Below are 24,340 nucleotides of genomic sequence, written 5' to 3' on the forward strand. Positions count from 1 at the left end.
GTCAACCCTTGCCCGTGGCGGGTTCTCGCCCTAGGGTGGTCAACAAAAGTTTCCAGGGGATGGGAATGAGTGAACGCGACGGTATTTTTGCCGGCCCCGATCCGTTTGAAATAGCGCGGCGGTGGCTGGCTGAAGCCATGGACAAAGAACCGAATGATCCCAACGCAATTGCTTTGGCAACCGTGGATTCGGACGGTATGCCGAATGTTCGAATGGTCCTTTTAAAGGAAATCGAACCTGATGCTTTTGTATTTTATACCAACTACGAAAGCGCAAAGGCTGCCGAGCTCGATAGCGCCGGAAAAGCTGCTTTTGTAATGCATTGGAAATCTTTGCGGCGCCAAATCCGAGTTCGTGGTACAATCACCCGTGAAAACGGGCCGCAAGCAGATGAATATTATGCGTCCCGATCGCTTAAGAGCCGTTTAGGGGCATGGGCATCAAAACAGTCTCAGCCTCTTAGCAGCCGTGCTGCCCTGATGGCAGAAGTTGCAAAAGTGACGGCAAAGCTAGGGCCGAATCCTCCGCGCCCACCTTTTTGGGGTGGGTACAGGTTGGAGCCCACCGAAATCGAATTTTGGGCCGATGGAGCCTTTAGGCTTCATGACCGATTCAGATGGAGGCGGGATCAACAAGAGGGCGAGTGGCAAGTGCAAAGGCTGAATCCATGACGTTCACGTGTCGTGAAATGCAACACAAAGAAAACACTGGGTTTTTTCAGCTTGAATTTGCGTGTCATTCCCATACACATCGGACCCTTAATGACTTGGTAATTTTCGTGATGGGAAAGCCGTGCCAGAAGATCTGAACAACATGTACCGCGTCAGTGGACACGTGAAATGGTTCGACCCTGCAAAAGGGTATGGATTCGTTGTGTCGGATGAAGGTGGCCCGGATATTCTGTTGCATGTGAACGTGCTGCGTAATTTTGGTCAAAGCTCTGTTGCTGACGGAGCTGGAATCGAGATTATGACGCATCGTACGGATCGCGGTGTTCAGGCGGTCGAAGTCATTAGTGTCGACCCGCCGGCTCGGACCGACTCAATGATGTTGGCCGATTTCGCTGAGCTTGATCCGGTTGTTATTGCCGAGGCGCCGCTAGAGGCTGCGCGCGTTAAGTGGTTCGACAAAGGCAAGGGTTTTGGCTTTGCCAACGTATTCGGACGCGGTGAAGATGTTTTCCTACATATAGAAGTGTTGCGCCGGTCCGGCCTTGCCGACCTGCAGCCGGGTGAGGCCTTGGCAATGCGTGTAATAGACGGAAAACGCGGGCGCATGGCAGCTCAGGTCATGGCCTGGGAAGCCGCTTTGGACGACTGATTCCCAATGATCAGGTTTTTTTCGGTTCTTGCAGTTTTATCAGTGCTTTGGACCGGAGAGGGTCTGGCCGCTTGTCAAAAAAACCGAGTCGGGCTGAAGAACGAAAAAACTCAGATCAGTTTCGATATTGAACTTGCCGTGTCACCGCAGGAGAGGGCGCGCGGGCTGATGTTTCGCGAGTCGTTGCCGCAACGATCAGGTATGCTCTTTGTTTTTGATCCGCCACAACCAGTGGTCTTCTGGATGAAAAACACACTGATTCCCCTGGATATCATTTTCTTGGACAGAACCGGCGTGGTGACTCGGGTCCATGAAAACGCGATTCCCGGCGATCTCACCCCGATCGAGGGGGGCGAATCGGTCTTTGCGGTGTTGGAAATCAATGCGGGACTGTCAAAGAAGTACCTGATCACCCCAGGTACACAGGTGCGACACGAAATTTTTTCGCAAGGTCCTGCAATTTGGCCCTGTTAGGGCTTTTCAAATCAGAAAGGCCTCGTTAGGAAGGCGCACGGTCCGGGGCGTGGCGCAGTCTGGTAGCGCACCTGTTTTGGGTACAGGGGGTCGTAGGTTCGAATCCTGCCGCCCCGACCACTTCTTTCACTTACGTTGGTGAACCACCCATCGCTTGGAAAAGTGCTCCCAGAGCCTTGTCCAACGATTCACTTTCCACAGGAACTCTCAGCTCTTTTCCTGACTTCTGCGGAATGTTGAAAAACAGCTCAGCGTCGACGCGATATCCCGAATCATTTTTTGTGGTCGTCATTCTTGTGACGCTTTTGGGCAGGTCCTGCGGATAACCGTCATAGTTCAGAATCAAAAACGCAGTCGTTTGTGGTGGAAGCAATTCAGAGCACTGGAACACACGATTTCCTGATCTCTCAAAGTGTTCTCCTGGGCCATCGCATTCGATTTCAAAAGTTTCGAGCAGTCGTTTTGGATATGACTCAAACTGAGCGCTGCGCGTTGGCAGGGGTACATCTTGTGGTGTGCAGGCCACGATTAGGGCCAGCAAAGGTAGTAGACGTAACGACAACATAAATCCTGGTACCCTCGAGTCTTCGCGTCGATGTTAATGACCGCTGACGGTCATCAGATTCTCAAAACGCCGATTCTTTCACTACAGCCCCATCTTAGATCAGGTTTACCAAATTCGGGTAACTATGCCGGGTAACTCAGTTAATTGAGTTGAAGATGTCACTCGTTGATTACGCGAAGCCGTGGATGAAGCTGTGGAGGAATCGGTTTCAGAGGTCGGGGGCGCATTCTCCATCATTCGGTCAACAAAAAAGATTTCAAAAATGGCTTAAAAAGGCCGTTGACGTTGTATGGGTGAATACGCCAAGTTGTATGGGCCGAAAGTGATGCCACAAAATCTGGTATGAAAATCAGAGTAGGGCACAGGGCGAGGGTCGGAAAGCACATCATTGTAACGTGCAGCCGTGTCAGCGGTTCTGCGCTGTTCAGCACAGCGTCTGGTCTCTTGCACCCAATTTTCTGGCACGGCAGAGGGTCTAGGAATTCGACCCCAGGCCAACGGACAAGTTGATTGAATCTAGGGCGGCGGAAATGAAGATTGATAGGAAATTTACCAAATCGGGGCAGGACGCTTACGCAGATCTGGACTTTATCTCTGCGACCTCAGAGATCCGGAACCCGGATGGCACCATCGTTTTCCGTCTGGACAACATCGAAGTTCCCTCAAGCTGGAGCCAGGTCGCAAGCGACGTGATCGCGCAGAAATACTTCCGCAAGGCCGGAGTTCCCACGAAGCTGAAGAAGGTCAAGGAAAAGGACGTTCCCGAATTCCTTTGGCGCTCGGTTCCTGCCGAAGGCGCCGAGTTTGATGGAGAAACGTCATCTAAGCAGGTCTTCGATCGTTTGGCCGGTGCGTGGGCATATTGGGGCTGGAAGGGTGGTTATTTCTCAACCGAGGAAGACGCGCGCTCTTACTTTGATGAGATGCGCTACATGCTGGCGACCCAGCGCGCAGCGCCCAACTCGCCGCAGTGGTTCAACACTGGTTTGCATTGGGCTTACGGCATCGACGGTCCTGCGCAGGGGCACCACTATGTCGACTATAAGACCGGCAAGCTGACCAAATCTAAATCAGCTTACGAACACCCGCAGCCGCACGCGTGCTTCATCCAGTCTGTCGATGACGATCTGGTGAACGAAGGCGGCATTATGGATTTGTGGGTGCGCGAGGCGCGCCTGTTCAAATACGGCTCCGGAACCGGGACCAACTTCAGTCATCTGCGTGCTGAAGGCGAAGCGCTGTCGGGTGGCGGCAAGTCCTCGGGCCTCATGGGCTTTCTCAAGATCGGCGACCGCGCCGCTGGCGCGATCAAATCAGGCGGAACAACCCGTCGAGCAGCAAAGATGGTAATCGTCGATGCTGATCATCCTGACATCGAGCAATTCATCGAATGGAAGGTGATCGAAGAGCAGAAGGTGGCCTCGATCGTTGCCGGATCGAAGATGCACGAAAAGATGCTGAACGGCATTTTCGAGGCCATCCGCTCATGGGACGGTGCGCAGGACGACGCGTATGATCCCAACAAGAATGACAGCTTGAAGAAAGCGGTTCGCGAGGCCAAAAAGGTCGCGATCCCGGAGACTTACATTAAACGCGTACTGGATTATGCGCGGCAGGGTCACGACAGCATTGAATTCCCGACTTACGATACAGACTGGGATTCAGAAGCGTATAGCTCGGTTTCGGGTCAGAACTCGAACAACTCGATCCGCGTGACCAACGCGTTCCTGACGGCCGTTGAAAAAGACGCAGATTGGGAACTGATCAACCGCACCGATGGCAAGGTCGCCAAGACCGTAAAGGCTCGGGATTTGTGGGAGAAGGTCGGCCACGCGGCATGGGCCTGTGCCGATCCTGGCATCCAGTTCCATGACACGGTCAACGAGTGGCATACATGCCCAGAAGACGGCCAAATCCGCGGTTCGAACCCGTGCTCGGAATACATGTTCCTAGACGACACGGCTTGTAACCTAGCGTCGATGAACCTGCTGACCTTCCTGAAGGATGATGAGTTCCAAGCGGCAGACTATATGCACGCATCTCGTCTGTGGACTCTGACGCTGGAAATCTCGGTAACGATGGCGCAGTTCCCGTCCAAGGAAATCGCGCAGCTGTCTTATGACTTCCGTACTTTGGGTCTGGGCTACGCAAACATCGGCGGCTTGCTGATGAACATGGGGTACAGCTACGATTCGGACGAGGGCCGGGCGATCTGTGGCGCTCTGACCGCGATCATGACCGGTGTAGCCTATGCAACCTCGGCTGAAATTGCTGGTGAGCTTGGGCCGTTTAAAGGCTATGAGCGCAACGCAGACCACATGCTGCGCGTCATCCGTAACCACCGTCGTGCGTCGCAGGGTGTGACTGAGGGCTACGAGAAACTGGCCGTGAAGCCGGTGCCCCTGGATCACGACAGCTGCCCGGACAAGCGTCTGATTGATCTGGCAATGTCGGCATGGGATGAGGCGCTTAGCCTCGGCGAGAAGAACGGTTACCGCAATGCGCAGGCCACCGTGATCGCGCCGACCGGTACAATCGGTCTGGTGATGGATTGTGACACGACCGGTATCGAGCCTGACTTTGCTCTGGTGAAGTTCAAAAAACTGGCCGGAGGCGGATATTTTAAGATCATCAACCGCTCGGTTCCTTCGGCACTGGAAAAGCTGGGTTACTCTTCATCTCAGATCGAAGAGATCGTGGGGTATGCGGTTGGTCACGGCACCATCGGCAATGCGCCGGGAATCAACCACACGTCGCTGACGGGTCATGGCTTTGGTCCGAATGAGTTGGCCAAGGTAGACGCCGCGCTGGAAAGTGCGTTCGACATCCGGTTCGTCTTCAACCAGTGGACTCTTGGTGAGGACTTCTGCACCGGTGTTCTGGGCATCCCGGCGACCAAGCTGAATGACCCGACCTTTGACCTGCTGCGTCACCTGGGCTTTACCAAGGCGGACATCGACGCGGCGAACGACCATGTTTGCGGGACAATGACCTTGGAAGGTGCTCCGCACCTGAAAGAAGAGCACTATTCGATCTTCGACTGCGCCAACCCGTGCGGCAAAAAAGGCAAGCGTTTCCTTGGGGTTGATAGCCACATCACCATGATGGCGGCAGCGCAGAGCTTTATCTCGGGCGCGATCTCCAAAACCATCAACATGCCCAACGACGCGACCATTGAGGATTGCCAGAAAGCCTATGAACTCAGCTGGTCGCTGGGTGTGAAGGCCAATGCACTTTATCGCGATGGATCCAAACTGTCGCAGCCTCTGGCCGCAGCTCTGGTCGAGGACGATGACGAAGCAGCGGAAACCTTGGAAAGCGGTTCGGCGCAAGAGAAAGCTGTCGTACTGGCCGAGAAGGTGATCGAGAAGGTTGTGGTTAAGGAAATCATCCGCAGCCATCGTGAGAAACTTCCGCATCGCCGCAAAGGTTATACCCAAAAGGCGATCGTTGGTGGTCACAAGGTGTACTTGCGTACAGGTGAGTTTGAAGACGGCAAGCTGGGTGAGATCTTCATCGATATGCACAAGGAAGGTGCTGGCTTCCGTGCGATGATGAACAACTTCGCCATCGCGGTCTCGGTCGGCCTTCAATACGGTGTGCCGTTGGAAGAGTTTGTCGACGCATTCACCTTCACCAAGTTCGAACCGGCGGGGATGGTGCAGGGCAACGACTCAATCAAGAACGCCACATCAATCCTCGATTACATCTTCCGTGAATTGGCCGTGTCTTATCTGGATCGCACCGATTTGGCTCATGTGAAGCCGGAAGGTGCAACTTTTGACGATCTAGGTCGGGGTGAGGAAGATGGCTTGTCCAATGTGTCCGAGATCAGCGACAGCGCGGCGACTAAGTCGCTGGAAGTGCTGAAACAAATCAGTTCCACCGGATATCTCCGCAAACGCCTGCCGCAGGACTTGGTGGTGTTCAACGGTGGCCAGGCTGAAGTCAACGGCATGGCTGAACCGACAGCCCAGTTCGAGGCTCCTGCTGCAGAAACCGCAGTGGCTACGGGCATGGACGCTCGGACGAAGGCCAAGATGCAGGGTTACGAAGGGGATCCATGCGGTGAATGCGGAAACTACACGCTGGTGCGAAATGGCACCTGCATGAAATGCAACACCTGTGGGGCGACCAGCGGGTGTAGCTAAGCCAACCGCCCCGGCAACCCGGGGCGCAGGGGTCGGACGCTGCCCTAGGTACCGGCCCCGACGAACACGGAGCAAGGCGCTGAGACTTACCATCGATGCCTTGGTCCACTCGGCCGACATGCCCGTGTCGGTCGGGAACAGGGTGGGGCGGAATATTTGCTCCTTCCCACTCTTTCACGGGGCGGGTGCGCTCGTCCCATGCGCAGTCCAGGCCGCAGGCAAAAAAACACCGGGCGGTCAACGACATGAGCCTGGAAGGCGAAACTAACAAGGGGGCTTCGGCCCCCTTTTTTCTTCGCCGTCCAAAAACACGTGTTTTGAGCAGAGCTTTGCCAGACCAAGCGCCTTTCATCGGGCAAGAGCCGCCGAGGCTCAATGGGGGAATTTTGCCCAGCGACTCGCCGCGGATGCGACTCGGAAAAACACGCGGAGATTGGCGCGAATTGCAGTGAATCTCGCAATGCGGGTGACAGCCTGCTGTGTTGAGGTGTTTCTGATGCCTGTCCGGACGCAAAACTCAATAACTCAATCAGGAGGCATCACAATGAAACCGCAAACTCTGACCTTTATTTCTGCACTTTTATTTGGTCTGCCCACTTTGGCTGTTGGCCAGTCTTCGGCAGATGCAAACGGAGATGGTGTTTTGACTATCGAAGAGGTTCAAGCCGTCGTGCCCGAGATCGACACAGAAACTTTCTCGGCAATGGATGCTAACGGGGACGGTGCACTCGACGAAGGTGAGATCGCTGTGGCTCAAGAGGCAAGGTTGCTACCGGCAACAAACGGGTAGACCCAGCACAAATCAAGCGGCCAGATTTAAATCTGGCCGCTTTTCCAGTCGGTTATGATCCAAGGTAAATGTTAAATTTATCGCGGATTTCTGCATCCAATAGTGGATCAAATCTTGCTGGAGATGGAGCAGCAAGGATCTCTTCTTTGCGTTTGATTGCTTTTTCGATCAAGTCCGGTTTGCCAAGTTCCACCCATTCCTTGGGCGAGGTTCGATCCCCAAATGTAGGATAGACGTAATCCGCCTGCATCCGGCTGAGCGTTGCGTCGGTACCAAGGTAATGACCGGGTCCGCCCATACAAACCTCGGCGATCTGATCCAGGGCCAAGGTTTCATCTGTGACTTCAATCCCCCGTACACAGCGTTGCGCTTGACCGATCAGGTCGTCGCTGAGGATGAGGCTCTCTAGGCAGAAGCCCAACAATGACGCGTGCATGCCCGCTGACTCGTAAACCATGTTCAGGCCGGAAAGTCCGGCCATGACGTTTGAGCACATTTGCTCCCAGCCAGCCTGCATATCAGGAAGTTTTGAATCCGAAGCACCAGCAGCCGCACCGCCCGGCAGGTCGTAGAACCGGTGCATCTGAGCGCAGCCGGCGGTCAGCAAGGCTTGTTCGCCAGAGCCGATAGACATAGCGCCAGTGCGAAGGTCCAGGCCAAAGGGCCAAGTGCCAAAAATCGCGGGAGCTCCGGGGCTTACGGCGTTAACATAAACCAAACCGGCAAGGCATTCGGCCGTGGCTTGAGTGATCGCACCGGCAATTGTCGAGGGCGCTGTTGCACCTGCCATCCCGGCAGACAGGAGAAGTACAGGCATTCCGGCCTTGATGCACAACTCCATCACTTCGCAGCTTTCGGTTGCGAACTTCATCGGTGGCACGACAAAGCAGTTCGAATTCGACACGAATGGGCGTTCCCGATATTTGTCTTCACCGCCCGCGATCATGTAGATCATCTCCATCGCAGGAGCCACGTGGTGCGGCTCCGTAAACGATGTACCGATGTGCTTAAATGTGCCTGAGCAGCTTGCGTAGATCGTGTTCAGGTCCATTTCGAGGTTGTCGGGGATATCGCGACATACCATTGGACGCTGAACAAAGTGAATGTTGTCAAGCTGTTCGCAGATGCGAGAGGCGTCGTGCAGGTCTTGAACGGTAGAATCGCGATACTCACGACCGTGAACATCGACCACGCTTACTGCTGCACCCGCAGTGCCGTAGTGAACTCGCGAACCGGACAGGTCCAGGTCGGTTTTCCCGTCGCGGCTGTACAGTGTGACCGATCTGTTTGCTTTGGCGAGTGTGTCTTCTACCAACGCACGAGGGAACCGAATCCGCCCGTCGTCACCGAGAATACAACCTGCACCCACCAGGTAGTCGATACCGCTTTGTGGAGCATCTGCCAGACCAATTGTTTCTAACGCGGTCAGCGCAGCTTCGTGAATGCGTTCGACCTGAGCTTGGGTCAGGACGTTTAGAGTAGTGCTTTCCATTCCTGGGCGCACAGGGCGCAGGTGCTCTGGTAGGGCTGAGGCGCGGGCGGCACGACGCGCAGCGCGGCCGCCACTGCGTGAAGAATTGCGGGTTTGATCGTTCATAGATTGGAATCCGGTTTTAGACGTTTCTGAGGTGGCTGATTTCAGGCCAAAGACGGCCGTCCGCGCGCCGCACGTCCGCGATCGGCACCAATGGTGCGGCTGATCAGGCGGATCTTCCAATAGTCGTTTTGCATGCAAGTCCTCTGCTTGTGATCGAGCATGGTACAGCCCGGCCAGTCACATTCTGTTCTGTTTACGACTCACATGTCTAAAAGCGAAGTCCACGACAATTCTGTCACAGTGATTTTTTGGTCGCCAGATTTTCTCCCGAAACGGGGAAAGTCTGTTATACTTCCTTCACTTATTTAAGAGTGGTTTGTGATTTCGGTTGAATTTCAGAGGTTGCTTACCAGTTTAATGTGAAGTCGTTCAGAGTGCATTGAAACTTCGACCCAATGTAATTTGGAGAGGTTTATGAAAGCCCATAAGGCCCTCATTATCGTTACGATGATGACCTTCGCCGCTCCGGCATTTGCCGAAGATTGGACAGGGGCCTACGCAGGATTCACCTTTGGATACACAGATGCCGATGGACCGAACGGATCCAGTGGGAACGACGTAAATTTCGGACCCCATATCGGATACGATCGTGATTTCGGATCTTTCGTCTTGGGTGGTGAGTTCGAGTATGATCGACTGTCACTTGATTTGGGCAACGGCGAAGGCAGCCTGGACAGTATGACCCGCCTTAAACTTCGCGGTGGCTATGATTTCGGGTCTGCCCTTGGCTATGTCGTTGTTGGTGCCGCCCGGGTTGAGACCTCTGTCGATAGCGACACTGCAGCGGTGTATGGAATCGGTCTGGCGTATCCGATCGGTGAGAATTTCGTCATCAGCGGCGAAGCGTTGAGGCAGAATTTCGACGATGTAACGACATCCGACGGTGGTTTGGACACCAACGTCTTCAACCTGCGTACAACTTTCCGGTTTTAAGGCCGACTATTCCGCGGCGTGACGTTCTGCCAATCCTTTGGCAAAATCACAAATCGTGTTGAGAGCCGCAGCGAATCTTTCGTCATCGATTGTCATGGCAACACGTATGTGCCCCGCGGCAGCAGAGCCGAAGCTTTCACCCGGCATGACTGCAATCGAATGAGCGTCCAACAAAGCGTTTGCGAAAGCTTCTCCGCCGAGGCTGGTTTCTCGGATATCCAACATCAAGTACATCGCGCCTTGCGCCGGAACCAATTTGATTTTGGTTTGGCTTTGCAGAATGTCGATCGCGATTTCGCGGCGTCTGCGGAAGGGGGCGGCGATTTCATCCTCAAGGTCGCTACCAGCATTTAGTGCAAAACTAGCTGCATCCTGAATAAACCCGGGTACGCCATAGGTAGTGTGTGTGGCAAGGTTGATCAGATGGCTGATTACTTCCTCTGGTCCAACCACCCAACCGCATCGCGATCCAGTCATGGCGTGGGACTTGGACATGGAACCAACAACCAAAGTGCGCTCATCCATGCCGGGCAGGGTTCGAGGGGAAATATGTCTGCCTTCCCAGACCTGTGTGTCATAAACTTCATCCGAAATAAGCCACAGATTTCGCGCCTGACAAACAGATGCGATGCCCCCAAGCGTTTCGCGCGAATAGACGACGCCGGTTGGGTTATTTGGTGTGTTGATCAGCAAAGACACCGCGCCATCCGAAGCGGCTTCAATCTGTTGGGCACGTGGCTGAAATGCGTCTTTGGCTGAGGTTTTGATAGAACGTGCAGTAGCGCCGGCACCTCTGATCGTACCGGGGTAAGTGGCGTAGAAAGGGTCGAGGTACAGTCCGACGTCTCCGGGATCACACACTGCGACATGCGCGGCGAACAAAGCGGACTGGCCGCCGGGAGTGATCAGGACATTATTGCGCGTGGTCGGGATACCAGTACGAGCTTGCACGCGGGCGGCTACGGTGTCGCGCAGCAGGTCAGTACCTGGCACCATCGCGTATCCAGTGTGGCCCTGTATTGCAGACAAGTTCATAGCTTCGAGAATTGATGGGTCTGTTCGGATGTCGTGTTCACCAATGGTCAACTCTGTAACGGCAAAACCTTCGTTCATCATCCGACGGGCACGATAGAAGACGTCCCATCCGTCACTGCCACCTTCAGTTAGTTGCGAGATACGTTGCGACAGTTTCATTGCACCCTCTGGTCTGGTCATGGGCGCAGAATGGGCCAGAGCAGTATTCGATTGTCAATCGGGTAAGGGGGAACTCAGGGCTTGGCGCAGTAAGGCTAACATGATAACCACCCACTTATGAACCGGATGACCTGCATCATTATCTGCTGCATTACCTGCTGATCTTTCACGCGGGCCGGTTTCTTTCGTTTTCATCCCTGAGACAAGTTGCTAAGCCCGCGTCAACGCGAGAAGCCACTTTGTCTTTAGGAGCCGACCGATGACGACAATCAAACTGCACAACACACGGACGCGGACGAAAGAGGATTTCGTACCGATTAGCGCCGACAATGTGCGGATGTATGTCTGTGGGCCTACTGTCTATGATCGGGCACACCTAGGGAATGCACGACCGGTTGTGGTTTTCGATGTGCTTTATCGTTTGTTGCGGCATGTCTATGGCGCTGACCACGTGACTTATGTTCGAAATTTCACAGACGTGGATGATAAGATCAATGCGACCGCACTAGCCCGACAGAAGGCTGGCGCCAAAGGGACGTTGGAACGGTTGGTTCAGGAACGTTCGGATGAAACGATCGGTTGGTATCTGCATGACATGGGTGCCCTCGGGGCGCTCGAACCCAATGAGATGCCGCGGGCGACGCAGTACATCGAACAGATGATCGCAATGATCGAGGATCTGATCGCCAAAGGACACGCCTATGCGGCTGAGGGGCATGTTCTGTTCGCTGTAGACAGCTGGAAAGAAAAGTACGGTGCTTTGTCCGGTCGATCCGTTGACGACATGATCGCTGGTGCTCGGGTAGAGGTCGCGCCTTATAAAAAGAACCCAATGGATTTCGTGTTGTGGAAGCCGTCGACTGATGAGCTGCCCGGATGGGAATCGCCTTGGGGTCGGGGGCGTCCAGGCTGGCATATCGAATGCTCGGCCATGAGTTATGAGTTGTTGGGCGACAGTTTTGACATTCACGGCGGCGGTAATGATCTCATGTTCCCGCACCATGAGAACGAAATCGCGCAGAGTTGCTGCGCGCATCCCGAGGGTGAGTTCGCGCGGGTTTGGTTGCACAATGAAATGCTTCAAGTCGAAGGCAAGAAGATGTCCAAGTCTCTGGGCAACTTCTTCACCGTACATGACCTGCTGGAGCAAGGAGTGCCGGGTGAAGTGATCCGGTTTGTTTTCATGCAAACCCATTACCGTAAGCCGATGGATTGGACCGAAAAGAAAGCCCGCGAGGCCGAAACTACGCTGCGCAAGTGGCGGGCGCTGACAGCGGGCATCGAGCCCGCCGCCAGCGCTGCGCCCTCGGTAGTTGCTGCACTTAGTGACGACCTGAATACTGCGGGCGCTTTGACTGAACTCTATCGCTTAGCCTCAGACGGGGATGCAGCTGGGTTGTTGGCCGGTGCGCAATTGTTGGGCCTGTTGACACCCGAGATGGGTGCTTGGGCGGATACGGCATCGGTTGATCTGTCTGCACATGCGAACCGGCTGGCGGATGCGCGTGCGGTTGCGATGCAGAGCAAGGACTTCTCGGAGGTGGACCGTTTGAAAGCGGCTTATCTGGCCGCAGGTCTGGAGGTTCGCATGAGCAAAGACGGGGTCGAATTGGTTCCTGGGGCTGGTTTCGACGCAGCCAAGCTGGAGGCGGTGTAATGTCAAAGGAGCGCCTCTACCTCTACGACACCACCCTTCGGGACGGGCAGCAGACGCAGGGCGTCCAGTTCTCGACCGCTGAGAAAGTGCAGATCGCTCAGGCTCTGGATGAATTGGGCGTGGACTATATCGAAGGCGGCTGGCCGGGGGCGAACCCGACGGACAGCGCGTTTTTCGAGGCTGCGCCTAAGACTTCGGCTCGTCTGACCGCGTTTGGTATGACCAAGCGGTCTGGGCGGTCTGCCGAGAATGATGATGTTCTAGCCGCTGTGATGAACGCAGGGACGCAGGCGGTTTGTCTGGTTGGAAAATCGCATGATTACCACGTCACCCATGCACTGGGAATTTCGCTGGAAGAGAATGTCGAGAACGTACGCGCCTCGGTCGCGCATATCGTGGCGCAAGGGCGCGAGGCGTTGTTCGATGCTGAGCATTTCTTTGACGGCTACAAGGACAATCCCGGCTTCGCGATTGAGGTTTGCCGCGCTGCTTTGGGTGCGGGCGCGCGTTGGATTGTTCTGTGTGATACCAATGGCGGAGCTCTTCCTGCAGAAGTGTCGCGGATTGTTGCTGAGGTTATCGCAGCTGGGTTGCCTGGTGATCGACTGGGGATTCACACGCACAACGATACTGAAAACGCAGTGGCCTGTTCTTTGGCCGCCGTTGATGCTGGTGCGCGACAGATTCAAGGAACTTTGAATGGGTTGGGTGAGCGGTGTGGTAACGCGAACCTAACCGCTTTGATCCCGACTTTGCTACTCAAGGAACCTTATGCATCGCAGTTTGACATCGGAGTGACTGCAGAAGCGTTAGCCGGCCTTACGCGCGTCAGTCGGATGTTGGATGATATCCTTAACCGAGTGCCCAGTAAGCAATCGGCCTATGTGGGCGCGTCGGCGTTTGCGCATAAGGCGGGGCTTCATGCCAGTGCGATCCTCAAGGATCCGACGACCTATGAACATGTTGATCCGGGTTCAGTGGGAAACGCGCGTATCATTCCGATGTCGAACCAAGCTGGCCAGTCGAATTTGCGCAAAAGATTAACCGAAGCCGGGCTCAGCGTTGAGGCAGGCGATCCGGCGCTTGGACGTATACTGGACAAGATCAAACAGCGTGAGGCCAAGGGATATTCCTATGACACCGCGCAAGCCAGCTTTGAGCTTTTGGCACGGGACGAGTTGGGTCAATTGCCCCAGTTCTTCGAGGTCAAGCGCTACAAGGTTACGGTTGAGCGGCGTAAGAACAAGTACAACAAGATGGTTAGCCTGTCCGAGGCGGTTGTTGTTGTCAAAGTCGATGGCGAGAAGAAGTTATCGGTCAGTGAATCCCATGATGAACATGGGAGTGACCGAGGGCCCGTAAACGCATTGGCCAAGGCGCTGTCCAAGGATCTCGGGCAATATTCCCGAGTGTTGGATGACATGCACTTGGTCGATTTCAAGGTGCGGATCACTCAAGGCGGGACCGAGGCGGTAACGCGGGTCATTATTGACAGCGAAGACGGGCAGGGGCGCCGTTGGTCCACTGTGGGGGTGAGTGCGAACATAGTGGATGCCTCGTTCGAAGCATTGCTGGATGCGATCCAATGGAAGCTGGTCCGCGATTGTGGGCCTCAGACAGCGGTGGCTGAGTGACGGTTCAATTTGACGATGACGTTAAGGCCTGCGCAGCGTTAGTGCATCGCGCGGACCCGGATCGTTTCATGGCAGCTATGGCGGCTCCGATTGCTGCGCGTGCTGTCTTGTTCCCGATTTACGCCCTAAACGTTGAGGTTGCCCGAGCCCCTTGGGTCACACAAGAGCCAATGATCGCCGAGATGCGTCTCCAATGGTGGCGTGATGCCCTGCAAGAGATAGCAGAAAGTCAAACTATACGCAGGCACGAGGTCGTTACGCCGCTGTCACGCGTGATTTCACCGCACCTTGCAGGCTTGTTAGATGAATATGTGGCCGTGCGGCGTTGGGACATTTACCACGACCCATTTGAAGACGAAGCCCATTTCGCGTCATACATCGATCACAGTTCTGCGTCTCTGATCGTGGCCTCTGCTCAGGCATTGGGCGTCGCGGATGAGGCTGTTCTGCGTGATTTCGGATATGCCGTCGGAATAGCGAACTGGTTGCGAGCAATCCCAAGTCTTGAGACGCGGGGCAGAATTCCACTGCTCGACGGAACTCCAGAAGGTGTTCAGGCCTTGGCGCAGACGGCATTGGACAGGTTAAAACGTTCTCGGTCCAACCAAGCGGCAATTTCAAAAGAAGCGCGACCAGCGCTTTTTGCGGGCTGGCAAGCCGAGTGGATACTTCGTCAAGCAGCAAAGCAGCCAGAACGCGTAGCGTCGGGCGCATTAGCGCAAGGGGAAGTTCGACGTAGACTTTCGTTGATGTGGACCGCTGCCAGCGGGCGCTGGTGACTCTCAGACGGTTTCGGGTTCTGACGGTTTCAGTACCAGCCAAAGAAGGGCGCCGCCGGCCAAAGTGAGTAGCGGGATCATGGCAAGGTTCACGGCAGTCCAGCCTTCGACCGGAGAGCCGCCAGAGCAGTTCATCAACCCGCCCGACGACAGCGAGGCGAGTGTTACGCCACCAAATACCAGGAGGTCATTAAGGCCCTGCATCCGGCCGCGCTCGTTCACGTTGTGAGACTCGGCCAACATTGTCGTCGCGCCGATGAAGCCAAAGTTCCAGCCGATCCCCAACAGGATTAAGGCAACAAAGAAATTGCCAAGCTCGACACCTTGAAGGGCTACAACGCCCGCTCCGGCCAGAATGGCCAAACCAAGGGCTACGATCCTTTCGACGCCAAATCGTGCAATCAGTTGGCCTGTGAAAAAGCTGGGGATGTACATCGCAAGAACATGGCTTGTAACGACGTCGGCCGCATCGTTGGCCGTAAAGCCACAGCCGACAACCGCCAGAGGTGTCGACGTCATCACAAGGTTCATCAACGCGTAAGAGACCATCGCGCAGATGATCGCGACCGCAATCTTGGGGGTCTTTAGCATTTCCATTCGAGACCGGCCCTTGGGGGCGTCTTCTGCCGGCTTTTCTGGCGTTGGAATGTCGAGAAAGAAGAACAAGGCCGAGCCGAGGATGTTCACAGCGATCACGGCCAGATACGTTCCGAGAAAAGGAATAACGTAGGCTTGTGCCGTAAGTTTAACGATCTGAGGACCAATAATCGCCGCCGCCAATCCTCCGGCCATCACATATGAAATCGCTTTGGGTCGAAAGCTGTCGGAGGCTGTATCTGCTGCTGCAAACCGGTAAAACCCATGGGCGCTCATATAGATGCCTGTCAGAAGGCTACCCAGTAGGAAGACGGGAAACGAACCTAAGAACAGCCCGTAAGCGCCGATCAATCCACCGCACGCGCCTGCAGTCGCCCCAACCAGAAAGCCCGCGCGTCTGCCCCAACGCTGCATTATTGCGGAAATGGGCGTAGCGGCCAGCATTGATCCCAGAACGATCAGTGAAATGGGCAGTGTTGCCAGGCAGGCATTCGTAGCCAGAGATTGGCCAGCCAGACCGCCGACAATAAAGATCATCGGCATTTGCGCACCCAGCACAGCCTGTGCCGCCACCAAAACGGTGACGTTGCGTCTTGCCTGACGATCGTCTGGGATAGCACTGCTCAATGTCATGGCCCCATGCGTAACTCTGAAATGTCAGTCGTACAAGCGGGTTGCATCTGCGACAAAGCAACCTAACGTGAGCGCATCACCAACTTCCCGGAGCGCCCATGTCTGTCGGACGTATTATCGAGACACCCGACTGTGTCGCAGAAGGGGCTGCTTGGCTGGCAGAGGCCTGTCCGCGTATGGCGTGGGCAATGGAGCAAACCGGGCCGTTGCCTCTCCGACGTCGACCTGACGGATTCGCGCAACTGCTTAGTGCCATCGTTAGCCAACAGGTCAGCGTGGCCTCGGCAAACGCGATCTGGAAGCGATTGCAGGATGCAAAGCTAACCGGACCGCGCAAAATCATGTGGGCGACTGATGATGATTTGCGGGCTGTGGGGTTAAGTCGACAGAAAATCCGTTATGCCCGAGCGCTAGCCGAAGCACGCATTGATTACAAAGCATTGCGCGATGTTCCTGACGCAGATGTTGTCGCTATTTTGACCGAGGTTCCGGGGATCGGTGTTTGGACTGCCGAGATTTACGCCATGTTTTCTCTTGGACGCGCCGATGTCATCGCGCCTGGAGATTTGGCTTTACAAGAAGCCGCGCGCGTTCTGTACGACCTGCCGAAACGACCCACCGACAAGGAGTTGCGGACAATGGCTGAGGCGTGGTCGCCGTGGCGGTCGGTTGCGGCGCGGGTATTGTGGGCCTATTACCGGGTGGCCAAAGAACGAGAAGGGATCAGATGACACGGGTTTTGAATGCGCTCCGAAAAGAGCCGGTTTCGGGCGATACACGCTCGGTCGTGGTGTTTGTGCATGGCTACGGTGCCAATGGCGCAGATTTGCTGGGGCTGGCCGACCCGTTAGGTGAGCATCTGCCGGACACGCTGTTTGTCGCCCCCGATGCGCCCGAACAGATTCCCGGGATGCCCAATGGGTTTCAGTGGTTCCCAATCCCGTGGATTGACGGCTCTTCCGAAGAAGAGTCGCGGCGCGGTATGGAAATGGCCGCCGATGATTTCAACGCTTTCCTCGATGCGCTGATGGTGGATGAGGACGTTTTGCCTGAACAGGTTGTTCTATTTGGGTTTTCACAAGGCACGATGATGAGCCTGCATGTCGCCCCACGCCGCGAAGACCCGGTGGCAGGTATCGTAGCTTTTTCAGGTCGATTGCTCGAGCCGGATTTGCTGCCGGATGAAACGGTCAGCCGAATGCCGATCCTTCTTGTGCACGGGGATTCAGACGATGTGGTTCCGCCCCAATCTCTGCCCGCCGCAGCCGAAGCGTTGCAAGAGGCTGGGTTTAAGGAAATCTACGCCCATGTGATGAAGGGAACTGGTCACGGAATCGCGCCAGATGGACTGAGTGTTGCTCTTGCCTTCATGCGCGACAAACTGAGCCTTTAGGTGTGATTGCGGTTCGCCCCATGATGATAGAGGACGTGGTACCAGCGTGCCGCATCCTCATTGAGATCATCGCGATCGGGGGTACGACCGCATTTGAAATCCCATTCTCCGAGGCGCTGTTTACGCAAAGCTATCTGGAGGGGGCGGACAAGATTTGCTGCCATGTCGCCCTTGATGGACAAGGTGAAGTCGCGGGCTTTCAATGGTTGGGTGTACATGATGCCTTGCCGGAAAACTGCGCCGACATCGCCGCCTTTTCACGTAGAGCGCCCCCTCTAAAAGGCGTGGGTCGGGCGTTGTTTGAGGAAACGTCCAAATTTGCCGCCGGACTTGGGCTAACTGCGATCAACGCGACCATTCGCGCCGATAACAGACAGGGCTTGAGTTACTACGACAAGATGGGTTTTCAGGACTACGCAGTATCTTACGGAGTGCAGCTGCGGGACGGAACGCCTGTTGACCGAATTTCGAAACGCTATGAGTTAAAAAAGGGGGCTGAATGCTGATCGTAACAGGTACAGTTGAGGTTGCGGCAGAAGGCGTCGGCAAAGCGTCCGATGCTGCGCAAGAGATGGTCGCACAGACGGTGAAAGAATCTGGGTGTCTGGTATATGAATTCAGTCAGATTTTGGGCCATTCAACCCGTTTTCGCGTTTACGAAGAGTGGCAAGATCAGGCCGCTCTTGAAGCGCATTTTAACGCGCCTCACATGGCCGACTTTCAGGCTGTTTTAGCCGAGGTTGGTGTCGTCTCAAGCGACATATACCGCGTTGTCGGCGGCGAAAAGCAGCCCTTGCGCTAAGGTATCAAGCCCACAGATGCCCTTCGGCGAATTCGATCGAATTGCCTGACGGATCACGAACATAAAGCGAGCGTGCCCCGCTGGGCCAATCGAATTCGGCGTCCACAGGGATGTTCCAATCCAGCAGGTGTTTACGCATGACGTCGATCTGCACGCGCGTCAGTATTAGACACACGTGACCGGGGCCACGTGCGCCGTGCGGTGGAACAGGAAGGTCAGGGTTGCCGGGGGGCTTTTCGGTTTCGTCCGCATTGAACAAAAGCAAGACTGAGCTTCCGACCCTAAAGAACACATGTCGATCAGCCACTCGTTGAATCTTGTCCAGCGCAAGAACCTCGCCATAGAATCGCTCTGCCGCGTCCAGATCATCAACGTAAAGCGCAGCTTCGAGTATACCGGCGGGGGCAGGTATGTCAGGCGTGACTTTCATTCTGTAAGTGTATCACAATACGCGGTTTTTGTCACCGGCGCGGACGGCGATCCCTTTTTCGCTGCGGCGTGTTGCTTAGGCTTGGTGTGGGCAGGCTGTCCCATTGACCGGGATCCAGCCCCTCTAATGACCAGTCGCCGATCCGAGCTCGGATTAAGCGGAGAGTAGGATGGCCAACGGCTGCCGTCATGCGGCGCACTTGGCGGTTGCGTCCCTCGCGTATCGTCAACTCGATCCAGCAGTCCGGCACTGTTTGACGAACCCGGATTGGTGGAATGCGTGACCACAGATCTTCTGGCTCGTCTATCAGTCGTGCCTTTGCAGGTTTGGTCACGCCGTCCTTTAACTCGACACCATCTCGCAGGGCTTTGAGGGCAGATGCATCAGGCAAGCCCTCGACCTGAACCCAGTATGTTTTAGACATCTTGTGCTTGGGGTCAGAGATTTGAGCCTGAAGCCGCCCATTGTCGGTAAGGAGCATCAGCCCCTCGCTGTCTCGATCCAGCCGTCCGGCCGGGTAGACACCGGGTAAATCGATGTAATCCGACAGAGTGCTGCGCGGCGAGTCGGCGTTAGCGCGGTCAGTAAACTGCGGCAGCACGTCGAAGGGTTTGTTGAATCGAATGAACCAGGACATGTCCAACGCCATAGCTTTCAGGCCACATCGGTGCAACCTGTGGATAACTGTCACGATGTTGTTACGGATTCGGCATAACCAATCCCCGAGATATTGTGGAAACTCAGGGCTTGTCAGAGTTTTAACACGATATATAGTTAAGTTAAGGCCGGGGCGGGTGTTCCCCGCTCTGATGTCAAAAACGGGCAGAGCAGAGCGAGGAGCGATTCTACTATGGATGGAGACTTCAGGACCGAATTTGTCAGGGAACCCGGTGCGCTCAAGCATCATCCGGCATTGGTTTTGAACGCCGATTATCGCCCATTGTCCTATTACCCACTGTCCTTGTGGCCGTGGCAAGAGGCCATAAAGGCGGCCTGGCTGGACAGGGTGGACATTGTGGCTGAATACGACGAAGTCGTCCGAAGCCCGAGTACCGAAATACGAATACCGTCGGTCGTTGTCCTCAAAGATTATGTAAAACCCAGAAAGCGCGTGGCCTTCACGCGCTTTAATTTATTTTTGAGGGACGAATTCCGCTGCCAGTACTGCGGCAGCCGCGGAGATTTGACCTTTGACCATGTTGTGCCACGCGCAGCGGGAGGTGTTACGAGTTGGCAAAATGTTGTGGCCGCATGTAGCCCCTGTAACTTGCGCAAAGGCTCAAAGTCGTTGAGGCAGGCAAGGATGACACTGCGCAAACCACCACGCCAGCCGGATGCCGAAGTTTTGCAGAATATCGGGCGCAAATTCCCACCAAACCATCTGCATGACAGCTGGATTGATTTTCTTTACTGGGATGCGGAACTGGACGAGTTCTGACTATTACCGAGCACGCCACGCGGCGAGCCACACCAGAACAAGAACGCCGGAAAGAATAGCGTTCCATCCAGCCATTGAGATACCGAGCATTTCCCACGGAATGTCATCGCAACGAACCAGTGGAGCAGACATGATCTGGTCCATAAGGTCTGTTGTTGAAAGGCCCGAGATATCACCGGAGGTGCAACTCGAAGGGCCTTCCCACAGTTTCCGTTCGACACCTGCGTGAAATACACCAATCGCGGCGGTGGAAAGGGCGGCTAAGGCGCCCAGTAGAGGCAGCACTGTCAAACGGGGTAGAGCCAGTGCCAGCGCACCGACTGCGATGGCCACAGCATGCGGGTAGCGTTGCCATATGCACATTTTGCACGGCGCCAGCCCACCTATGTGCTGAAACCCGAAGGCTCCGATCAGAAGTGCAGCAGAGCCGGCTGCAGCGATTAAAATCAGTGCGCTTCTTCGAGTCATAAGTACTTCACCACAAGAAAACCGCCAAAGAGCAGGACAATGAACAAGGTGAACATAAGGCCCAGTCTCTTTTCAATGAAGGCCCGGATTGGTTCACCGAACCCCCACAACAGGCCTGCAACAATAAAGAACCGCAACGCGCGTGCCAGAATCGATGTCGCAATAAAGGTTCCCAACGGCATGCCGGTCCAACCCGACATGATGGTTATGACCTTATAAGGGAACGGAGTGACCCCAGCTGCCAGGACTGCCCAGAACCCGAAATCGTTGAACCGAGTATTGAACTCCTCCATCGCATGCGCCTTACCCATGGATTCGAGAATGGGTTGTCCAATGCTCTCATAAAAGAACGCCCCGATCGCGTATCCTAACAAGCCTCCGAGGACCGAAGCCACCAAAGCGACCGAAGCGATTAACCAAGCGCGAGATGGGCGAGCAATGATCATAGGAATCATCAGAACGTCAGGTGGGATTGGGAAAAAGGAACTTTCGATAAAGGCCACTACGGCCAACGCCCACAGGGCATGAGGGTGCTCGGCCAGACGGATGGTCCAGTCATACAATGAACGCAGCATAAGTTGCTAAAATCCCTTTTAATGCCGGGCAAGCCAAACCATGGGCTTGACGGGTCGTCAACCGCCGCCACGAAACAAACTGGATTTGAGGTGTTTTTTGCCTCTGGACCTTCCCGTTCATGAGCGCTAATCCAGTGTTCGTGGCCCAAGTGGCGGAATGGTAGACGCAGGGGATTCAAAATCCCCCGCCTTCACGGGCGTGAGAGTTCGAGTCTCTCCTTGGGCACCACAATATACAGGTAAGGACTATGCCTGTTTCTACATCGCTATGATGTTTCGAAATTAAGTGCCTCTTGTTTCCAAAACGCGAACAGTGTGCTAATTTCGTCCGTCGTCATGCGGAATTCGCCCGAAATCTTGTACCTGATTAGTCAATTGTTGACTTGTTGACCTTGTCTGCAAGTGTTGAAGACGTTCGTGTTATTTTTTTGAGTGGTATTTTTGTTGTGGGTGAAGAGGACGCAAATGCGTTGGAGTTAACGATTTTGATGCCGTGCCTCAACGAGGCGGAAACGATTGAAACGTGCATTCGTAAGGCATTTGATTTTCTTGAACGCGAAAAAGTCCAGGGCGAGGTTTTGATCGCCGACAATGGTAGCACCGACGGTTCAATAGAAATTGCTGAAAAACTTGGCGCTCGCGTCGTGCACGTAGCGGAAAAGGGCTATGGCGCTGCATTGTCCGGCGGAATTGAGGACGCTCGCGGAACCTATGTGATCATGGGGGATGCCGACGACAGCTATGATTTCTCGCGACTCGAGTTGTTCGTCAAAGAGTTACGTGCGGGCAATGACCTAGTTATGGGGAATAGGTTTCTTGGTGGAATCTCTGAAGGAGCGATGCCCTTTTTGCACCGATACCTTGGGAATCCCGTCCTGAGTTTCATCGGACGCTTGCTGTTCAATATCAAGACGGGGGATTTTCACTGCGGCCTTAGGGGATTCCGCCGAGATGCGGTGATTGGTCTGCAGCTTCATACCTCAGGTATGGAATATGCGTCTGAGATGGTGGTCCGGTCGTCAATGGGATCGCTAAAGATTGCCGAGGTTCCGACAACACTTAGCCCCGATGGAAGAAGCAGACCGCCGCATCTGAGGACCTGGAGAGACGGTTGGCGGCACCTTAAGTTCCTTTTGATGCATAGTCCGCGGTGGCTGTTTCTGTATCCGGGGCTGGCATTTACTTTGATTGGCGCGTTTGTCGCCTTGGTGCTGATGTTTGGCCCCATTCAGCTTACTGAAACAGTCAGACTGGGGACCAATACGTTTCTGGCTGCTTGTCTGACGACTATAGTAGGCACCCAGATCCTGACCTTTGGCGCACTGGCTCGGATGATTGCAACGCGGAACGGCTTAGTTCCTGTAGGTGGGCCAAGCAGAACCTTGAGCCATTGGGCGACGACCGACAATATTGCGTTGTTCGCCTTTTGGATGCTGTTGTTTGGATTGCTTTTGTTTTGTGTCGCTTTCGCGCAATGGGCCGGGAAGGGGTTCGGCGATTTGAACGACCCTTTGACAACAAGACTAACTGCAGCTGGTTTCAGTTTGATGGCGATTTCAATTCAGACCGCATTCGCAGCATTCTTGTTTGGAATTATTGAAATCCCAACCCGAAAATCCTGATGTCTTGAGCGGTAGAATTTATGTTGATCCAACGCTCGGCTGGGTACGGCCTGCTATGGATCCAAGGGGGAAACTTTCGAAGATTTCCTCAGATGTGCTGCTTTGCGGTTTGGATTCGCGTGCGGGGCTTGACAAGTGCAGTGGCTGAATGAAACGTCGAAGATGTTGGGAGATTTTGAAAATTCAGGCGCTTGTACCCGTTGCAACACGCGTGCGCTTGCCTTAACCGGCGGGGTCCTTGGAGGGGGCCGCTGGGCGGTTTCCCATCCACCATAAGAATTGGGAGTTCTCAAAAATGAAAAACAGCAGCAAGCTAAGCCTCGGCGCGGTCGTAACCGCAGCCTTTATGGCTCCGGCCGCTTATGCAGAAGAATTCATCACCATCGGCACCGGCGGTGTGACCGGTGTTTACTATCCGACCGGTGGCGCGATCTGCCGTCTGGTCAACAAAGGCCGTAAAGAGCACGGCGTTCGTTGCTCGGTCGAGTCGACAGGTGGTTCGGTTTACAACATCAACACTATTCGCGAAGGCGAGCTGGAGTTCGGTGTTGCTCAGTCTGACTGGCAGTACCACGCGTTCAACGGCACTTCGAAGTTTGAAGAGGCTGGCCCGTTTGAAAACCTGCGTGCGGTATTCTCTGTACACCCCGAGCCCTTCACAGTTGTTGCACGTGCCGATTCCGGCATCAGCAGCTTTGAGGACCTCAAAGGTAAGCGCGTAAACATCGGTAACCCCGGTTCCGGTCAGCGCGGCACCATGGACGTTGTTCTGGAAGCGATGGGCTGGACTCTGGACGATTTCGAACTGGCGTCCGAGCTGAAAGCGGCCGAGCAGTCGGCAGCCCTGTGCGACAACCAGATCGATGCGATGATCTACACTGTCGGTCACCCTTCCGGTTCGATCCAAGAAGCCACCACCGCGTGTGACTCGGTTCTGGTGAACGTAACCGGTGACGCAATCGACGGCCTGATCGACGGCAACTCGTACTACCGTACCGCGACCATCCCAGGTGGCATGTACCGTGGCTCTGATGGCGACACCACCACCTTCGGTGTTGGCGCAACCTTCGTAACCTCGGCAGACGTTTCGGATGACGCCGTCTATGCAGTCGTAAGCTCGGTCTTCGAAAACTTCGACGACTTCAAAAAGCTGCACCCTGCATTTGCCAACCTGAAGCCCGAAGAAATGATCGCAGACGGCCTGTCGGCTCCGCTGCATCCGGGGGCTGAAAAGTACTACAAAGAAAAAGGCTGGATTCAGTAAGCCAGACCTGATGCAGGGCGCCTT

General features: G+C 54.9%; 24 protein-coding genes and 2 tRNA genes. 18 read left to right on the forward strand and 8 right to left on the reverse strand.

Translation table 11 applies throughout. The features are described 5' to 3' along the window. The first annotated feature begins 65 nt into the window (after window positions 1-65). The 4 genes from pdxH to ACR0EO_RS02695 all read left to right on the forward strand — a co-directional run bounded on the left by pdxH (window position 66) and on the right by ACR0EO_RS02695 (window position 1,914). Window positions 66-671: a pyridoxamine 5'-phosphate oxidase gene (pdxH, locus tag ACR0EO_RS02680; protein ID WP_480686878.1), complete on the forward strand. Its 606-nt coding sequence runs from the start codon at window positions 66-68 to the stop codon at window positions 669-671. A 142-nt stretch (window positions 672-813) separates the two neighbouring features. Beyond that, window positions 814-1,320, forward strand: a complete 507-nt coding sequence (locus ACR0EO_RS02685) for a cold-shock protein (RefSeq protein WP_480688219.1) — start codon at window positions 814-816, stop codon at window positions 1,318-1,320. A 6-nt stretch (window positions 1,321-1,326) separates the two neighbouring features. Beyond that, window positions 1,327-1,794 (forward strand): DUF192 domain-containing protein, encoded by a 468-nt coding sequence (locus ACR0EO_RS02690; protein ID WP_480686879.1) that lies wholly within the window; start codon window positions 1,327-1,329, stop codon window positions 1,792-1,794. A gap of 43 nt (window positions 1,795-1,837) precedes the next feature. Further along, window positions 1,838-1,914, forward strand: a tRNA-Pro gene (locus tag ACR0EO_RS02695). 10 nt (window positions 1,915-1,924) lie between these two features. Here ACR0EO_RS02695 and ACR0EO_RS02700 read toward each other — a convergent pair. After that, window positions 1,925-2,356 carry a hypothetical protein gene (locus ACR0EO_RS02700; RefSeq protein ID WP_480686880.1) on the reverse strand — a complete coding sequence of 144 codons (432 nt, stop codon included), beginning with the start codon at window positions 2,354-2,356 and terminating at the stop codon, window positions 1,925-1,927. Between the two features lie 533 nt (window positions 2,357-2,889). Here ACR0EO_RS02700 and ACR0EO_RS02705 point away from each other — a divergent pair. Beyond that, complete coding sequence (locus ACR0EO_RS02705; RefSeq protein ID WP_480686881.1) at window positions 2,890-6,510, forward strand: vitamin B12-dependent ribonucleotide reductase; 3,621 nt, start codon at window positions 2,890-2,892, stop codon at window positions 6,508-6,510. 544 nt (window positions 6,511-7,054) lie between these two features. Next, window positions 7,055-7,300, forward strand: a complete 246-nt coding sequence (locus tag ACR0EO_RS02710) for an EF-hand domain-containing protein (protein WP_480686882.1) — start codon at window positions 7,055-7,057, stop codon at window positions 7,298-7,300. Between the two features lie 52 nt (window positions 7,301-7,352). On the opposite strand, the gene ACR0EO_RS02715 is transcribed toward ACR0EO_RS02710, so the two are convergent. Continuing rightward, window positions 7,353-8,897: a trimethylamine methyltransferase family protein gene (locus ACR0EO_RS02715; protein ID WP_480686883.1), complete on the reverse strand. Its 1,545-nt coding sequence runs from the start codon at window positions 8,895-8,897 to the stop codon at window positions 7,353-7,355. Between the two features lie 414 nt (window positions 8,898-9,311). Between ACR0EO_RS02715 and ACR0EO_RS02720 the strand changes: the two genes are divergently transcribed. Further along, complete coding sequence (locus ACR0EO_RS02720; RefSeq protein WP_480686884.1) at window positions 9,312-9,830, forward strand: outer membrane protein; 519 nt, start codon at window positions 9,312-9,314, stop codon at window positions 9,828-9,830. A 6-nt stretch (window positions 9,831-9,836) separates the two neighbouring features. Here the strand turns inward: ACR0EO_RS02720 and ACR0EO_RS02725 are convergent, their stop codons facing one another. Then, window positions 9,837-11,024 carry a pyridoxal phosphate-dependent aminotransferase gene (locus tag ACR0EO_RS02725; protein WP_480686885.1) on the reverse strand — a complete coding sequence of 396 codons (1,188 nt, stop codon included), beginning with the start codon at window positions 11,022-11,024 and terminating at the stop codon, window positions 9,837-9,839. A 259-nt stretch (window positions 11,025-11,283) separates the two neighbouring features. Here ACR0EO_RS02725 and cysS point away from each other — a divergent pair, with 259 nt between their 5' ends. The 3 genes from cysS to ACR0EO_RS02740 are packed head-to-tail and all read left to right on the forward strand — an operon-like array spanning window position 11,284 to window position 15,094. Then, window positions 11,284-12,681, forward strand: coding sequence for a cysteine--tRNA ligase (gene cysS / locus ACR0EO_RS02730; RefSeq protein ID WP_480686886.1), 1,398 nt, complete (start codon window positions 11,284-11,286; stop codon window positions 12,679-12,681). Beyond that, window positions 12,681-14,315 carry a citramalate synthase gene (gene cimA / locus ACR0EO_RS02735; protein WP_480686887.1) on the forward strand — a complete coding sequence of 545 codons (1,635 nt, stop codon included), beginning with the start codon at window positions 12,681-12,683 and terminating at the stop codon, window positions 14,313-14,315. Before cysS ends, cimA begins: the two co-directional genes overlap by 1 nt. Next, the gene (locus ACR0EO_RS02740; RefSeq protein WP_480686888.1) at window positions 14,312-15,094 is read left to right on the forward strand and encodes a squalene/phytoene synthase family protein; all 783 of its coding nucleotides are present in this window, start codon (window positions 14,312-14,314) and stop codon (window positions 15,092-15,094) included. Before cimA ends, ACR0EO_RS02740 begins: the two co-directional genes overlap by 4 nt. A 3-nt stretch (window positions 15,095-15,097) precedes the next feature. Here the strand turns inward: ACR0EO_RS02740 and ACR0EO_RS02745 are convergent, their stop codons facing one another. After that, window positions 15,098-16,324 (reverse strand): MFS transporter, encoded by a 1,227-nt coding sequence (locus ACR0EO_RS02745; protein WP_480686889.1) that lies wholly within the window; start codon window positions 16,322-16,324, stop codon window positions 15,098-15,100. 98 nt (window positions 16,325-16,422) lie between these two features. On the opposite strand from ACR0EO_RS02745, the gene ACR0EO_RS02750 reads away from it, so the two are divergent. From ACR0EO_RS02750 to ACR0EO_RS02765, 4 genes are read left to right on the forward strand one after another with little or no spacing between them, the layout of a single operon-like run. Continuing rightward, window positions 16,423-17,055, forward strand: a complete 633-nt coding sequence (locus ACR0EO_RS02750) for a DNA-3-methyladenine glycosylase family protein (RefSeq protein ID WP_480686890.1) — start codon at window positions 16,423-16,425, stop codon at window positions 17,053-17,055. After that, window positions 17,052-17,717 carry an alpha/beta hydrolase gene (locus ACR0EO_RS02755; protein WP_480686891.1) on the forward strand — a complete coding sequence of 222 codons (666 nt, stop codon included), beginning with the start codon at window positions 17,052-17,054 and terminating at the stop codon, window positions 17,715-17,717. The genes ACR0EO_RS02750 and ACR0EO_RS02755 overlap by 4 nt, the downstream gene beginning before the upstream one ends. Before the next feature lie 20 nt (window positions 17,718-17,737). After that, complete coding sequence (locus ACR0EO_RS02760) at window positions 17,738-18,223, forward strand: N-acetyltransferase family protein (protein WP_480686892.1); 486 nt, start codon at window positions 17,738-17,740, stop codon at window positions 18,221-18,223. Further along, on the forward strand, window positions 18,217-18,519 hold the full coding sequence (locus ACR0EO_RS02765) for a putative quinol monooxygenase (RefSeq protein WP_480686893.1): 303 nt from the start codon (window positions 18,217-18,219) through the stop codon (window positions 18,517-18,519). The genes ACR0EO_RS02760 and ACR0EO_RS02765 overlap by 7 nt, the downstream gene beginning before the upstream one ends. A gap of 4 nt (window positions 18,520-18,523) precedes the next feature. Here ACR0EO_RS02765 and ACR0EO_RS02770 read toward each other — a convergent pair whose 3' ends face one another. Together ACR0EO_RS02770 and ACR0EO_RS02775 are read right to left on the reverse strand one after the other, a co-directional pair. Next, the gene (locus tag ACR0EO_RS02770) at window positions 18,524-18,949 is read right to left on the reverse strand and encodes a VOC family protein (RefSeq protein ID WP_480686894.1); all 426 of its coding nucleotides are present in this window, start codon (window positions 18,947-18,949) and stop codon (window positions 18,524-18,526) included. 31 nt (window positions 18,950-18,980) lie between these two features. Then, window positions 18,981-19,586, reverse strand: a complete 606-nt coding sequence (locus ACR0EO_RS02775) for a pseudouridine synthase (protein ID WP_480686895.1) — start codon at window positions 19,584-19,586, stop codon at window positions 18,981-18,983. A gap of 213 nt (window positions 19,587-19,799) precedes the next feature. On the opposite strand from ACR0EO_RS02775, the gene ACR0EO_RS02780 reads away from it, so the two are divergent. Continuing rightward, the gene (locus ACR0EO_RS02780) at window positions 19,800-20,387 is read left to right on the forward strand and encodes an HNH endonuclease (RefSeq protein ID WP_480686896.1); all 588 of its coding nucleotides are present in this window, start codon (window positions 19,800-19,802) and stop codon (window positions 20,385-20,387) included. Between the two features lie 3 nt (window positions 20,388-20,390). On the opposite strand, the gene ACR0EO_RS02785 is transcribed toward ACR0EO_RS02780, so the two are convergent. After that, a complete protein-coding gene (locus ACR0EO_RS02785; protein WP_480686897.1) occupies window positions 20,391-20,855 on the reverse strand; it encodes a disulfide bond formation protein B in 465 nt (154 codons plus the stop codon). After that, a complete protein-coding gene (locus ACR0EO_RS02790) occupies window positions 20,852-21,430 on the reverse strand; it encodes a YqaA family protein (RefSeq protein ID WP_480686898.1) in 579 nt (192 codons plus the stop codon). The genes ACR0EO_RS02785 and ACR0EO_RS02790 overlap by 4 nt, the downstream gene beginning before the upstream one ends. Window positions 21,431-21,573: 143 nt before the next feature. Here ACR0EO_RS02790 and ACR0EO_RS02795 point away from each other — a divergent pair. From ACR0EO_RS02795 to ACR0EO_RS02805, 3 genes are all read left to right on the forward strand, one after another. Beyond that, window positions 21,574-21,659 (forward strand) — tRNA-Leu (locus tag ACR0EO_RS02795). A gap of 199 nt (window positions 21,660-21,858) precedes the next feature. Further along, window positions 21,859-23,052, forward strand: coding sequence for a glycosyltransferase family 2 protein (locus tag ACR0EO_RS02800; RefSeq protein ID WP_480686899.1), 1,194 nt, complete (start codon window positions 21,859-21,861; stop codon window positions 23,050-23,052). A gap of 295 nt (window positions 23,053-23,347) precedes the next feature. Next, window positions 23,348-24,316, forward strand: coding sequence for a TAXI family TRAP transporter solute-binding subunit (locus ACR0EO_RS02805; RefSeq protein WP_480686900.1), 969 nt, complete (start codon window positions 23,348-23,350; stop codon window positions 24,314-24,316). Window positions 24,317-24,340 lie beyond the last annotated feature (24 nt).

It is taken from the genome of Ruegeria sp. BE9 (assembly GCF_056538765.1).